General features: G+C 68.1%; 12 protein-coding genes. 5 read left to right on the top strand and 7 right to left on the bottom strand.

What is annotated here, in order from left to right; translation table 11 throughout:
- Nucleotides 1–61: 61 nt before the first annotated feature.
- Both AC5Y4S_RS14385 and groL read left to right on the top strand, forming a co-directional pair.
- Entirely contained in the window at nucleotides 62–628 is a 567-nt protein-coding gene (locus tag AC5Y4S_RS14385; protein WP_068111375.1) for a TetR/AcrR family transcriptional regulator, read from the top strand.
- A gap of 165 nt (nucleotides 629–793) precedes the next feature.
- Nucleotides 794–2,419: a chaperonin GroEL gene (gene groL, locus AC5Y4S_RS14380; RefSeq protein WP_068111372.1), complete on the top strand. Its 1,626-nt coding sequence runs from the start codon at nucleotides 794–796 to the stop codon at nucleotides 2,417–2,419.
- Between the two features lie 178 nt (nucleotides 2,420–2,597).
- On the opposite strand, the gene AC5Y4S_RS14375 is transcribed toward groL, so the two are convergent.
- From AC5Y4S_RS14375 to AC5Y4S_RS14365, 3 genes are read right to left on the bottom strand one after another with little or no spacing between them, the layout of a single operon-like run.
- Nucleotides 2,598–2,996: a pyridoxamine 5'-phosphate oxidase family protein gene (locus AC5Y4S_RS14375; protein WP_500033413.1), complete on the bottom strand. Its 399-nt coding sequence runs from the start codon at nucleotides 2,994–2,996 to the stop codon at nucleotides 2,598–2,600.
- A gap of 18 nt (nucleotides 2,997–3,014) precedes the next feature.
- Nucleotides 3,015–4,406 (bottom strand): PPE family protein, encoded by a 1,392-nt coding sequence (locus AC5Y4S_RS14370; protein ID WP_500033412.1) that lies wholly within the window; start codon nucleotides 4,404–4,406, stop codon nucleotides 3,015–3,017.
- A gap of 38 nt (nucleotides 4,407–4,444) precedes the next feature.
- Nucleotides 4,445–6,187: an N-acyl-D-amino-acid deacylase family protein gene (locus tag AC5Y4S_RS14365; protein ID WP_500033411.1), complete on the bottom strand. Its 1,743-nt coding sequence runs from the start codon at nucleotides 6,185–6,187 to the stop codon at nucleotides 4,445–4,447.
- Between the two features lie 47 nt (nucleotides 6,188–6,234).
- On the opposite strand from AC5Y4S_RS14365, the gene AC5Y4S_RS14360 reads away from it, so the two are divergent.
- The 3 genes from AC5Y4S_RS14360 to AC5Y4S_RS14350 are packed head-to-tail and all read left to right on the top strand — an operon-like array spanning nucleotide 6,235 to nucleotide 7,982.
- Nucleotides 6,235–6,603, top strand: a complete 369-nt coding sequence (locus AC5Y4S_RS14360; protein ID WP_500033410.1) for a VOC family protein — start codon at nucleotides 6,235–6,237, stop codon at nucleotides 6,601–6,603.
- 10 nt (nucleotides 6,604–6,613) lie between these two features.
- A complete protein-coding gene (locus AC5Y4S_RS14355; protein WP_500033409.1) occupies nucleotides 6,614–7,129 on the top strand; it encodes a mycothiol transferase in 516 nt (171 codons plus the stop codon).
- Nucleotides 7,130–7,139: 10 nt separating this feature from the next.
- Complete coding sequence (locus tag AC5Y4S_RS14350; RefSeq protein WP_500033408.1) at nucleotides 7,140–7,982, top strand: hypothetical protein; 843 nt, start codon at nucleotides 7,140–7,142, stop codon at nucleotides 7,980–7,982.
- Here the strand turns inward: AC5Y4S_RS14350 and AC5Y4S_RS14345 are convergent.
- The 4 genes from AC5Y4S_RS14345 to AC5Y4S_RS14330 form a co-directional block, all read right to left on the bottom strand.
- Entirely contained in the window at nucleotides 7,975–8,673 is a 699-nt protein-coding gene (locus AC5Y4S_RS14345) for an anti-sigma factor (protein WP_500033407.1), read from the bottom strand. The two genes, AC5Y4S_RS14350 and AC5Y4S_RS14345, sit on opposite strands and share 8 nt — an antisense overlap.
- Entirely contained in the window at nucleotides 8,673–9,218 is a 546-nt protein-coding gene (locus AC5Y4S_RS14340) for a sigma-70 family RNA polymerase sigma factor (protein ID WP_500033406.1), read from the bottom strand. The genes AC5Y4S_RS14345 and AC5Y4S_RS14340 overlap by 1 nt, the downstream gene beginning before the upstream one ends.
- A 144-nt stretch (nucleotides 9,219–9,362) precedes the next feature.
- Entirely contained in the window at nucleotides 9,363–11,045 is a 1,683-nt protein-coding gene (locus tag AC5Y4S_RS14335; RefSeq protein WP_500033405.1) for a cytochrome c biogenesis protein DipZ, read from the bottom strand.
- Nucleotides 11,046–11,076: 31 nt separating this feature from the next.
- Nucleotides 11,077–13,902, bottom strand: coding sequence for an MMPL/RND family transporter (locus AC5Y4S_RS14330; RefSeq protein WP_500034010.1), 2,826 nt, complete (start codon nucleotides 13,900–13,902; stop codon nucleotides 11,077–11,079).
- Nucleotides 13,903–13,919 lie beyond the last annotated feature (17 nt).

The following is a 13,919-nucleotide window of genomic DNA, read 5'->3' as shown; positions in this document are numbered from 1 at the left end:
CGGTTGTTCTTCACTATACGGAACGCGCGCCCCGCTTTGTCAACCGACTTGAGGTGAACTTATGGCGCAACCCACCCGGCCGCTGCGCGCCGACGCAGCGCGTAACCGGGCGCGCGTGCTGGAGGTCGCCTACGACACCTTCGCGGCCGAGGGGCTGTCGGTGCCGATCGACGAGATCGCCCGGCGCGCCGGGGTCGGGGCCGGCACGGTCTACCGGCACTTCCCGACCAAGGAGGCGCTGTTTCTGGCCGTGATCGAAAACCGGATGCAGCGCCTCGTCGACGACGGGCGCGCCCTGCTGGAGTCCGAGGGGCCGGGGAAAGCGCTCTTCACCTTCCTGCGCTCCATGGTGTTGCAGTGGGGCGCGGCGGACCGCGGCCTCGCGGACGCGCTGGCCGGCTACGGAATTGACATCGCCTGCGCCGCCCCCGAGGCCGAGGACGCGTTCAAGGCCATGCTCGGCGAGCTGCTGCGTGCCGCGCAGGAAGCGGGCACCGCGCGGCGCGACGTCGACATGCGGGATCTGAAGGCGATCCTGGTCGGCTGCCAGGCGATGGAGGCGTACGACTCGGCGCTGGCCGGGCGGGTGACCGACGTCGTCGTCGACGGTTTACGCGCGCAGCGATAACGCCGGGGCCGTTCTTGCACTCGGCATAGGCGAGTGCTAAGAATGACGTTGGCACTCGCCACCGGTGAGTGCTAGGTCGGGACGGTGAGACCAGCTTGGTCGTCCGTCGCGGGCACTGCACCCGGCCAGGACGTGTCATCCCCTATCCGGAGGAATCACTTCGCAATGGCCAAGACAATTGCGTACGACGAAGAGGCCCGTCGCGGCCTCGAGCGAGGCCTGAACAGCCTCGCCGACGCGGTAAAGGTGACGTTGGGGCCCAAGGGCCGCAACGTCGTCCTGGAGAAGAAGTGGGGTGCCCCCACGATCACCAACGATGGTGTGTCCATCGCCAAGGAGATCGAGCTGGAGGACCCGTACGAGAAGATCGGCGCCGAGCTGGTCAAGGAAGTTGCCAAGAAGACCGACGACGTCGCCGGTGACGGCACGACGACGGCCACGGTGCTGGCCCAGGCCCTGGTGAAAGAGGGCCTGCGCAACGTCGCGGCGGGCGCCAACCCGCTCGGCCTCAAACGCGGCATCGAGAAGGCCGTCGAGAAGATCACCGAGACCCTGCTGAAGTCGGCCAAGGACGTCGAGACCAAGGAGCAGATCGCGGCCACCGCGGCCATCTCCGCGGGCGACCAGTCGATCGGCGACCTGATCGCCGAGGCGATGGACAAGGTCGGCAACGAGGGCGTCATCACCGTCGAGGAGTCCAACACCTTCGGCCTGCAGCTCGAGCTCACCGAGGGCATGCGGTTCGACAAGGGCTACATCTCGGGCTACTTCGTCACCGACGCCGAGCGTCAGGAAGCGGTCCTGGAGGACCCCTACATCCTGCTGGTCAGCTCCAAGGTGTCGACCGTCAAGGACCTGCTGCCGCTGCTGGAGAAGGTCATCCAGGGCGGTAAGCCGCTGCTGATCATCGCCGAGGACGTCGAGGGCGAGGCTCTGTCCACCCTGGTCGTCAACAAGATCCGCGGCACCTTCAAGTCGGTGGCCGTCAAGGCGCCCGGCTTCGGTGACCGGCGCAAGGCGATGCTGCAGGACATGGCCATCCTCACCGGTGGTCAGGTCATCAGCGAAGAGGTCGGCCTGTCCCTCGAGACCGCCGACATCTCGCTGCTGGGCAAGGCCCGCAAGGTGGTCATCACCAAGGACGAGACCACCATCGTCGAGGGCGCCGGTGACCCGGACGCCATCGCCGGCCGGGTGGCCCAGATCCGCACCGAGATCGAGAACAGCGACTCCGACTACGACCGCGAGAAGCTGCAGGAGCGCCTGGCCAAGCTGGCCGGCGGTGTTGCGGTGATCAAGGCCGGCGCCGCCACCGAGGTGGAGCTCAAGGAGCGCAAGCACCGCATCGAGGACGCGGTCCGCAACGCCAAGGCGGCCGTCGAGGAGGGCATCGTCGCCGGTGGCGGCGTGGCCCTGCTGCAGGCGGCACCGGCCCTGGACGAGCTCAAGCTCAAGGGTGACGAGGCGACCGGTGCCAACATCGTCAAGGTGGCGTTGGAGGCTCCGCTGAAGCAGATCGCCTTCAACTCCGGGCTGGAGCCCGGCGTTGTCGCCGAGAAGGTCCGCAACTCGAAGGCCGGCACCGGCTTGAACGCCGCCACCGGCGAGTACGAGGACCTGCTCAAGGCCGGCGTTGCCGACCCGGTGAAGGTGACCCGTTCGGCGCTGCAGAACGCGGCGTCCATCGCGGGGCTGTTCCTGACGACCGAGGCCGTCGTGGCCGACAAGCCGGAGAAGGCGGCCGCTCCCGCGGGCGACCCGACCGGCGGCATGGGCGGCATGGACTTCTAGTAAGTCAACGAAAAAGCCCGGTCCCTCGAAAACCCGAGTGGGCCGGGCTTTTTCGTGTCCGGGAGTGTGTGTGAACCTACGGCTTTCGGTGTGAAGCCACGGCGGGATTCCGGCGATTTTTTCGCCGTGGTTTCACCCGCAACGCCCTGAGCTCACACTCGATGCCTCGGCGCACGAATCAGGCCGGCAGCGAGAACACCACGCAGTCGTGCAGGCAGCCTTTGGCGACGCTGGGGGAGTCGGCCTCGCGGTGCAGCAGCGCGCGCTCCGGCACGACGCCCAGGCGGACCGTCTCGTCGTCCGACTCGGTCACCTCGGCGCTGCCGTCGACGATCAGCGAGTAGCCGCCGGGCTCGCGCGGGGGCCAGAGCAGGGTGACGTCGCGGCGGTGGGCCAGGTTGGTGCGCGTGCGGCCGCCGATCAGCCCGACGTCGAGGACCGCGCCGTCACGCAGCCGCGGCTCGACCGTCACGGTGTGCACGCGATAGTCCTCGCCGACGGTGATCAGATAGGCGAACGGGAAGTCCGGGAGCGCTGCGGCCAGCCGCTTGACGTCGACCTTTTTCTTCGTGCGCATGGCTTCGAGAATAGGCCGCTAGTCGGTTAGGAGCGGTTCCCTGGTCCCGGGGTCGGGGGCGTCGGGGCCGCGCTCGCCCTTGTTGAAGAACCCGGAGCTGGGGATGTTGGACTCTCGGCCGGTCAGGGTCCGCACACCGGGGTCGCCGTTGCCGGCGGCGAAGAAGCCCGACGGGGCGGTCCCCCCCGTCGTGGTCCGCAGGGCCGGCGGGGTGGGGGTGGGGCCACCCGCCGCACTGACCGAGGAATTCGCATGGCCGGCTTCGAGGCCGCTGGCGAGGGCGCTGGCGTCGGCCGGCGCCGCGAAGCTCGCGTTGCTGAGCAGGCTCGATCCGGCGGCCGGGGCCAGGCTGCCGGTCGACGCGCTGACCGAGTTGAGCAGGCCCGAGCTGAGGTTGGCCGCGCTGACGCCGCCCGTCATGTAGTGGCTGGAATTGACCGCCTCCGCGCTGCCCAGCCCGTTCTCCTGGAAGAAACCGGTGTTGGCGGTGCCGGTGTTCAAAACGCCGGCATTGACCGACCCGGAATTCAGGAAGCCGGTATTCGAGACGCCCGAATTCCCGATGCCGAAGTTGCCGCTGCCGGAGTTGAAAAAGCCGATGTTGCCGGTGCCCGAGTTGAACAACCCGATGTTGCCGCTGCCCGAGTTGAAGCCGCCGAAGCCGATCTGATTGCTCCCGGTCAGCCCGATCCCGAAGTCGTTGGTGCCGCTGTTGCCGAAGCCGAAGTTGTTATTTCCGAGGTTGCCCAAGCCGAAGTTGTTGTTACCCGAATTTCCGGAACCGACATTCAGGCTGCCGCTGTTTCCGAAACCGATGTTCGAATTGCCCATCGTTATGGGGCCGAAACTCATTCGGCCGTTGGCGAAGCTGAAACCGAGCTTCTGCAGGACCTGCTGCCAGGGCGCCAATTGCGCGACGGCCGAGGACGCGTCGGCGTGGTAGCCGAACATCGCGGCGACGTCGGTTGCCCACATCGCCTCGTAGGCCGCCTCGGTGTCCATGATCGCCGGAATGTTGAATCCGAACCAGTCCGTGGCCGCCAAGGCCTGCACCAGGGCGCGGTTGGCCGCCACCACCGCGGGCTGCACCGTGGCCGCCACTGCCGTCTCGAACGCGGCCGCAATGGCCGCGGCCTGGCTCGATGCCGCCTCGGCCTGCGCGGCCGCCGCGCTGAGCCAGCTCACATACTGCGTCGCCACCGTCATCATCGCGGCCGCCGACGCGCCCTGCCACGAACCGTTGGCCAGATCGTTTGTCACCGAGAAAAATGACGAAGCCGAAGACGCCAGATCCTCGGCCAACCCATCCCATGCGGCGGCCGCAGCAAGCAGCGGCGCCGCCCCGGGACCGGCGAAGATAAGTGCCGAGTTGATTTCTGGCGGCAACCACGCAAAATGCGGGCTTGTCACTAACCCAACTTAACCGGGAAGGGCCGCCCTTCGTGGCGTTATCGACCAGGTACCGGAATAGGCTTTCGGCCCCGGACCAACTTCCCTGGCCGCGCGGCGGTCGGAACGCCATTTTCGGCAATTATTTCACCGGAAACCACCGTTGTCACATATCCTTCAGCGGTCTGGTCCAGTCTCCGGCCCCCGGCGGGTAGGTCGTGCCGGATCACCGGTTTGTGCAGCCGCAGGGCGGCGTGATCGATGACGTTGAGATCGGCCTTGTAGCCGACGGCAATTCGCCCGCGGTCGCCCAGCCCGGCGACGCGGGCCGGCACGGAGGTCAGCTCGCGCACGGCCTCCGGCACCGTGAACCGCCCGGACTTGCGATCGCGGGCCCAGTGCGCCAGGAAGTACGTCGTGTAGCTCGCGTCGCAGATCATCCCGTAGTGCGCGCCGCCGTCGCCGAGCCCGAGCACGACGTCGTCGCGGTGCAGCAGCTCGCCGACGGTGTCCAGCGAGTTGCCCTGCAGGTTGCTGGTCGCGACCAGCAGCATGGCGCGGCCGTCGTCGTCGAGCAGCCGGTCGTAGGCCTCCTCCATCGGGTCCACCCCGCGGGCCCGCGCGCGGGCCCCGACGCTGGTCGACGGGTCGGGCTCGTAGTCGGGGTTGTCGCCCAGCGGGAAGATCCAGTCCCACATCTGGGTCACGTACAGGATGGGGTGGCCGACGCCGGGCTTGTCGGCCAGGATGCGGGCGCGGACTTCCGGCTTGCGCATCTCGGCGACCCGCTCGGCCAGCGGCAGGTGCGCGATCTCGCGGTAGCTGGGGTAGAGCACGAACGGGTTGGCGGACAGTTGCAGCCCGATGATCAACCCGATCGGGCGCGGCAGCAGCTGCGCGGTGACCTGCGGCTCGTCCCCGACCGTTCTCGAGTTGGCCTTCTCGATCATGGTGATGGCGTCCGGCCACGTCGGGTCGCCCGCGTTGGCGACGACCAGGGTGAACGTGACCGGCAGCCCCACGTCCTCGGCCACGTCGAACACCGTCTGCAGGACGGGCTGATAGCCGCCGGCCGGGATGTCCGGCACGAACTGGAGCAGGCCCCCGCCGCCGTCGACCACACCCCGGGCGATCTCTTCGATCTCCTCGCGGGCGGCGTCGTAACTCGGTATGGGCGAACCGCTTTCGGTCTTGTGGATCGTCAGCCGCGACGACGCGAAGCCCAGCGCGCCGACCTCGATCGCCTCTTTGGCCAGCGCCCGCATCTTGGCCAGGTCTTCGGCGGTGGCCGGCTCGCGGTCGGCGCCGCGCTGGCCCATCACGTACACCCGCAGCGGCGAGTGCGGCAGATAGGCGGCCACGTCGATGTCGCGCTTGCCCGCGTCCAGCGCGTCCATGTATTCGGGGAAGGTCTCCCAGTTCCACGGCAGGCCGTCGGTCATGACGACGCCCGGAATGTCCTCGACCCCGGCCATCACGTCGACGAGCACGTCGTGGTCCTCGCGGCGGCACGGCGCGAACCCGACCCCGCAGTTGCCCATCACCACCGTGGTCACCCCGTGCGCGGACGACGGCGTCAGCCGCTCCGACCAGATGGACTGGCCGTCGTAGTGGGTGTGCAGGTCGACGAAGCCGGGCGTGACCAGCAGGCCGGTGGCGTCGATCTCCCGCGTGGCGCCATCCCCGTTCACGGACCCGACGGCCGCTATGACGCCGTCTTTCACCGCCACGTCGCCGACGTACGGCTCACCGCCCAGCCCGTCGACGATGCTGCCGTTGCGGATGATCAGGTCGTAGGTCATCTAAATAATCTACGACCGCGCCGGTGGGTCGTGCCAGGATCTCTTCCGTGATCGATCACGTCGGAATCAATTGCGCCGATTATCCGAAATCGCAGGATTTTTACGACAACGTGCTGGGAGTGCTCGGGTTCTCGCGGCAACTGGATTTCGGCCGGGCCATCGGGTACGGCCGCGACGGCAAGCCCACGTTCTGGATCTCCGACGGGGCGGGGATGGGTCCGGCTCGGGAGGTGCACCTGGCCTTCGCGGCCGCCGACGAGGACGCGGTGCGCGCCTTTCACCGGGCGGCCGTGGAACGGGGCGCCGAGTCGTTGAACGAGCCGCGGCTGTGGCCCGAATACCACCCCGGCTATTTCGGCGCTTTCGTGCGCGATCCCGACGGCAACAACGTCGAGGCGGTCTGGCACGGCGCGTAGTGTCGGCCGTATGGGAGCTGAAAGTGACGCCGCCACACAGGAACTGCTACGCGACGCGTTCACCCGGTTGATCGAGCACGTCGACGAGCTCGTCGACGGGCTGACCGACGAGGTCTCCGACTACCGCCCGACGCCGAACGCCAACAGCATCGCCTGGCTGATCTGGCACAGCGCGCGGGTGCAGGACATTCAGCTGGCCCACGTGGCCGGCGTCGAGCAGGTGTGGACCCGCGACGGCTGGGTGGACCGCTTCGGGCTGGACCTGCCGCGCAACGACACCGGCTACGGGCACGGCCCCGACGAGGTGGCGAAGGTCAAGGCGCCGGCGGACCTGCTGGCCGGCTACTACCACGCGGTGCACAAGCTGACCCTCGAATACATCGCCAGCGTGACCGCCGGCGAGCTGTCCCGCGTCGTCGACACCAACTGGGACCCGCCGGTGACGGCCAGCGCCCGGCTGGTGAGCATCATCGACGACTGTGCCCAGCACCTCGGGCAGGCCGCCTATGTGCGGGGCATTCAGTAGGTTCTAGGGCGTGCGATTCGCCGCGACCGTGTTGCTGTGGCTGGCCGCCACGCTCGCCCTGGCCGTAGCGATCCCGGCGTCGTGGGCGCAGCGCAACCTCGTCAGCGAGGACGGCTACGCCGCGCTGGCGCAGCGCGCCGCCGGCGATCCCGCGCTGCAGTCGGCGATGGCGGCCGAGCTCACCACCCGGGCCATGGCGCTGATCGCGGCGCACGGTGGGGGGCGTTACCCGGTGGACGGCTCGGAGGTGCACGACGTCGCCGCCGCCTTCACGGCCGGGCCGGGGTTCCCGCCGCTGTTCGCCCGTGCCAACCGGGCGGCACACCGCTACCTGTTCACCGCCGACGGGTCCGCGGAATGGGCGGTCGACGTGGCCCCGATGCTCAACGACGCCGCTATGCAGCAGGTGCTGGCCCGGCACCACGTGACGGTGCCGGCAAACCTGACGGTGCCGCTCACGGCGTCGATGCCGTCGGTGCGGCCGGGGCAGCTGAGCACACTGGCCAGGTGGGGGCCCTGGATCAGCGCCGGCGCGGCGGCCCTGAGCGGTCTGTGCGCGCTCCTGACGCTGGCCGCCGCGCGCGGCCGCGGCAAGGTGCTGACCAGCCTGGGCGTCTCGGCGCTGCTCGTCGGAGGGGCGGGCTGGGCCGGCATCGAGGCCAGCGGCCGCTACGTCAACGACGCGCTCAACCGCACCACCGGTAACGTCCGCCAGATCGCCGAGGTGATGGTCGCCCATGCCGAGGCCGGCCTGCGCGGCTGGCTCGACCTGACCCTGGTCGCCGGGGTAGCGCTGGTCGCCGCTGGGGTGCTCGCGGCGGTCTTGGGCGGGCTGAGGAAAAGCCCTAGCTGAGCGGCAGCTCGGCCAGGATCGGGGTGGTCGGCTGCGGCGATCCCTTGCCGGGCTCGACGGTGAACGCGAGCTCGGTGGAGGCGCCGATGTTGGTGAGCGTGTCTTTGGTCGACGGCGACACCGCGGCCGCGTCCATCGTGCCGGCCGAGGTCGGGCCGTTGGCCCCGATCAGCCACATCTGATAGACGGTGCCGGGGGACGGGGGCGGCACGTTGTTCATCACCAGCAGCGCCGCGTTGCGGTCACGGGAGAACATCACCGTCGCGGTCCCGTTGGCCAGGGGACGCGAGACCGTTTGGACGTCCGGGGCTGACATGATCTGTTCGGCGACCGTGGGCTTCGCCGGGGGTCGCATCAGCACGCCGGCGCCGAACGCCGCGGCGCCCACCACGACCGCCGCCGCGGCGGAAGCCAATACGGCTCTGCGCCAAGGTATTTGGCGGACATTGTGCGGCTTTACGGCCGACAGCGTGGCGTCCCGCAGCTGCGCCGGCGGTTCGCTCGCGGTGGCCGCCGACACGACCGCCATCGTCTCGCGGACGGCACGGACCTCGTCATCGAAGGCCGCCGCCACCGACGACGGCGCCGCGGCGCGCAGGCGCTCGATCTCGGCGCGCTCCGCGTCCGACACCGCGTGCAGGGCATACGGCGTGGCCAGCTCGAGCAGTTCGAATTCGGTCGGTTCGGTCATCATGGCACGTCCAGGCAGTTACGCAGGCTGCGCAGCGCGTCGCGGATGCGCGATTTGATCGTCGACAAGTTGGCGGCCAGCCGCTGCGACACCTCGCTGTACGTCAGCCCCTGGTAGTAGGCCAGCTCGATGCACTGTCGCTGCGCGTCGCTCAACGCGTCGAGGCATTGGGCCACCCGGCGACGCTCGTCGCCGGAAATCGCCGAGTCGGCTACCACATCACCCGCGCTTTCGACATTGGCCGCGCCGTAGCGGGATTCGCGCCTGCTGCCGGCCTGTTCGGCGCGCACCCGGTCCACGGCCCGCCGGTGCGCCATGGTCAGCAGCCACGCCAGGGCCGAACCTTTGGCCGGGTCGTACTGCGACGCCGAGCGCCACACCTCGAGATAGACCTCCTGGGTGGTTTCTTCGCTGTAGCCGGGATCACGCACCACCCGCGTCACCAGTCCATACACCCGAGCCTTGGTGAGGTCGTAGATCGTGGCGAAGGCGGCGCTGTCCCCGCGCGCGACCTGGCGCAGCAAGGTGTCGAGCTCGTTGCTCATCGATCGGTAGCCTAGCGCCCGTCATCGGTGCGCCTATGCCGGTGGCGGGGAAAGAAATACGCCGTCCGTTCCCGGTATTACGGAAGCACGTGCACCAGGCTGATCCACACCGGTGATTCGGAGCCGCCGCCGGAATGGACGGGCTCAACCGAATGTGAACGAAAACACTTGCAGGCCTTTGCCGACCTGCATGTCGAGCTGGTCGCGGTGCGCGGTGTCGTCGGAGGCGATCTGGTGCAGGGTGGGCGGCCCGCCGATCGTTGTAACGGTGGTCTTGCCGCCCCTGGTCACCGTGATCGTGCCGGTGCCGCCGACGACGACGTAGACGCTTTTGCCGGTGTAGTTCAGCCGGATTGCGGCGTCATCGCCCGCCGCGGTGGCGCCCTGATCGTCCAGTGTCCAGCGCCCGCGCAGCGCGAACCGGTCGTCGGGCAGGGCCGCCGGGTAGGCGAACGTGGCGGTGCCCGCCTTGTATTCGCCGGCACCGCCATAGTTGACGGCCTTGCCGGCGCCCAGATAGGTCTCCGGCGTGAGCCTGCCGTGCGGGGTATCGTCCACCGCGTTCGTCGCGGCGGGCAACTTGACGTCCGGCTTGGCGGCGACCAGCAAGTCGCGGATCAGCTTTTCGGTGGTGTCGTAGTCGCCCTCGCCGAACTTGGTGTGGCGGATCGCGCCGTTGGCGTCGATGAGGTACTCGGCCGGCCAATACAGGTTCTGGTAGCCGTTCCAGGTCGCGTAGTCGTTGTCCAGCGCAACGGGATAGGTGATGTGCAACGCGGCGGCGCCGCTGGCCACGTTGGCGGGAACCCGTTCGAACGCGTACTCGGGGGTGTGCACCCCGATGACGACCAAACCGTCGTCGCGGTAGCGGTTGTACCAGCCCACCGCGTGCGGGATGGCGCGCTGGCAGTTGATGCAGGAGTAGGCCCAGAAGTCGATCAGGACCACCTTGCCGCGCAGGGAGGCCAGGTCGATCGGCGCGCCGCCCGGGGTGTTGAGCCACCCGGTGATCCCGGTAAGGGCGGGGGCCGGGCCGCACTGCTGCAGTTGGTTGGAACCATCAACGCAGTCGGCGAGTTGGCCCGACACCGCGCCGCCCAGCTGGTGGCGAATCTGGTTGGCCCCGATGCCTTTTTGCATCGCGGTGGTGTAGTCGGGGACGGCGCGCTGCAGCGTGGCGGGCAGGTTGAAGACCAGCGCCGCGGCCAGCACGATCATCGTGATTCCGCCGGCGAACCGGATCACGTGTTGCCGGCGGCGGAATGCGGAGACACGCTCGGCGAGGCGCTGCCCGGCCAGCGCGAAAACCAGCAGCGGCAGCGCGGTGCCGATCGCGAACGCCGCCGTCAACACCAGCACCGGCGGGCCGATGGAGGCGGTGCCGCCCGCGACGACGATCGCGGCCAGCACCGGGCCCGCGCACGGCACATACAGCGCGCCCAACGTCAGCCCCAGCCCGAAACCGTTGCCGCTCAGGCGCTTCGGGCCGAGCTGGGGCAGCGGGATGCGGGCGAACGGACGCTCGATCAGGTGCGCCAGCGGCGGGAAGATCAAGCCCAGGCCGATGAGCGTCAGCGTCACCAGCGCGGCCCAGCGGATCGCGTCCTGCGGCAGGTGCAGCGCCGACAGCAGGGCCGAGCCGGCCAGGGTGACCGCGCTGAAGCTGCAGACCAGCCCCGCGATCACCAGGTACGGCCGGGCGGCCGGACTGGCGTCGCGCGAGCTGCCGGCCCCGGAGAAGAACACCACCGGAAGCACCGGCAGGATGCACGGCGATACGCCGGTGATCAGTCCGCCGAGGAATCCGATCAACGCGACTGTGGGCATGGCTGTTATTCGGAGCCGCGGCAGTTACGGATTAGTCGCTGTAGGCCAGGGAGCGGTCCGGCGGATGGGGCTGCACCGGCTGCGACGGAACCCGCAGGGGCCGCGAGCGCACCCGCATCGGCCACCAGAACCAGCGGCCCAGCAGCGCGGCGATGGACGGGGTCATGAACGCGCGGATGATCAGCGTGTCGAACATCAGGCCCAGCCCGATGGTGGTGCCGACCTGCCCGACGATCCGCACGTCGCTGACGACCATGGACGCCATCGTGAATGCGAACACCAGGCCCGCGTTGGTCACCACCTTGCCGGTGCCGCCCATCGACCGGATGATGCCGGTGTTCAGGCCGGCATGAATTTCCTGCTTGAACCGGGAGACCAGCAACAGGTTGTAGTCGGAGCCCACGGCCAACAAGACGATCACCGACATGGCCAGCACCATCCAGTGCAAATCGATGCCGAGGATGTGCTGCCAGACGAGCACCGACAGCCCAAACGAAGCGCCCAGCGAAACCGCCACCGTGCCAACGATGACCGCGGCGGCGACCAGCGCGCGGGTCAGGATCAACATGATGATGAAAATCAGGCACAGCGAGGAGACTCCCGCGATCACCAGGTCCCACTTGGCGCCCTCGGCGATGTCCTTGAAGACGGCCCCCGTTCCGGCAACGTAGATCTTCGCGTCCTCCAGCGGGGTGCCCTTGAGCGACTCCTCGGCCGCGGTGCGGATCTTGTCAATGCTGGCGATGCCCTCGGCCGACGCGGGATCGCCGCGATGCAGGATGATCATGCGTGCCGCTTGCCCGTCGGGGGACAGGAAGTTCTTCATGGCGCGCTGAAAGTCTTTGTTCTTGAACACTTCCGGCGGCAGATAGAACGAGTCGTCGTTCTTGGAGGCGTCGAAGGCGTGGCCCATCGCCGTCGCGTTGTCGCTCATCTCGTTCATTTGGTCGAAGATCCCGGACATGGTGCTGTGCATGTCCAGCATCATGGTCCGCATGTTCACCATGGTCTGGATCATCGGCGGGAACTGGGCGACCATCTGCGGCATCAGCCGATCCAGATCCTTGATGTCACCGACCAACGTGTTGAGTTTCTCGTCGATCTGGTCCAGGCCGTCCAGCGCGTCGAATATCGAGCGAATCGACCAGCAGATCGGAATGTCGAAACAGTGCCTCTCCCAATAGAAGTAGCTGCGGATCGGCCGCCAGAAGTCGTCGAAGTCCGAGATGCGGTCTCGGAGCTCGTTGGTGATCTGCTGCATCTGTTCGGTGTCGCCGACCATGCGGTGGGTGGTGCCGACGAGCTGCGTCATCAAGGCGTACATCTGCTGCATGTTGGCGATCGTCTTGGTCATCTCGTCGGCCTGCTTGACCATGTTGTCCATCTGATCGCGCTGGTATTTCATGGTCTGTGTCTGAGCGGCGTTCTGCATGCTCATCTGGAACGGGATCGACGTGTGGTCCATCGTGGTCCCGTCCGGCCGGGTGATCGCCTGGACGCGGGAGATTCCCGGGACCCGAAAGATGCCCTTTGCCAACCTGTCCAGGACCAGGAAGTCGGTGGGGTTACGCATGTCGTGATTGGCCTGGATCATCAAGATCTCCGGCTTCATCCGCGCCTGGGAGAAGTGGCGGTCCGCCGCAGTCAGCCCCGCGTTGGCGGGGATGGTGCTGGGCAGGTACTCGCGGTCGTTGTAGTTGGCCCGGTAGCCGGGCAGCGTCAGCAGGCCGACCAGGGCGACCGCACACGTGACGGCGAGGATCGGGAGCGGCCAGCGGACCACCGCGGTGCCGACCCGGCGCCAGCCGCGGACCCCGAGCTTGCGCTTGGGGTCGAAGACGCCGAACCGGCTGCCGACGGTGAGGATCGCGGGGCCCAGCGTGAGCGCGACCAGCACCGCGAGCAGCATCCCCACCGCGCACGGAATACCGAGGGTCTGGAAGTACGGCATCCGCGCGAAGCTGAGGCAGAACATCGCGCCGGCGATCGTCAGGCCGGAGCCCAGGATGACGTGGGCCGTCCCGCGGTACATGGTGTAGAAGGCCGATTCCTTGTCTTCGCCGGCGTGGCGGGCCTCCTGATAGCGGCCGACGATGAAGATGCCGTAGTCCGTCCCGGCCGCGATCGCCAGCGAGGTGAGCAGGCTGACCGCGAAGGTGGAAAGCCCGATGAGCCCGAAGTGCCCTATCACGGCGACGGCTCCGCGCGCGGCGGTCAATTCGAAGCCCACCGTGATCAGCAACAGGATCACGGTGAGGATCGACCGGTAGACGAACAGCAACACGATGAGGATCACCGCGACGGTCGTCAGCGTGATCCTGACCATGGACTTGTCGCCGCTGTGGTGCAGGTCCGCGGCCATCGCCGAGACCCCGGTGACGTACGCCTTGACCCCGGGCGGCGCGGGCACACTGTTCACGATGTTGCGGACGGACTCGACGGATTCGTTGGCCAACGGCTCGCCCTGATTACCGGCGAGGTTGACCTGCACGGTCACGGCCTTGCCGTCGTTGCTCTGCGCGCCCGCCGCCGTGAGCGGATCGCCCCAGAAGTCCTGGATGCTCAGCACGTGCGCCTTGTCCTCGCGCAGCTTGCGGATCACGGTGTCGTAGTACCGATGGGCGTCGTCGCCGAGGGGCTGGTTGCCCTCCAGCACGATCATCGCCGAGCTGTCGGTCTCGCCCTCGTTGAACGCATGGCCGATCTGCTTCATCGCCACGAATGACGGTGCGTCCTTTGGGCTCAACGACACCGACCGCTCCTGCCCGACCACTTCCAGCGACGGGACGAACAGGCTGAGGACGATGGCCACGCCCACCCAGAACAGGATGATCGGGACCGCGAGGGTGTGAATCATCCGCGCGATGAACGGCC

The organism is Mycobacterium sp. NGS64 (genome assembly GCF_059812245.1).
This window is presented reverse-complemented; position numbering and strand designations above follow the sequence as displayed.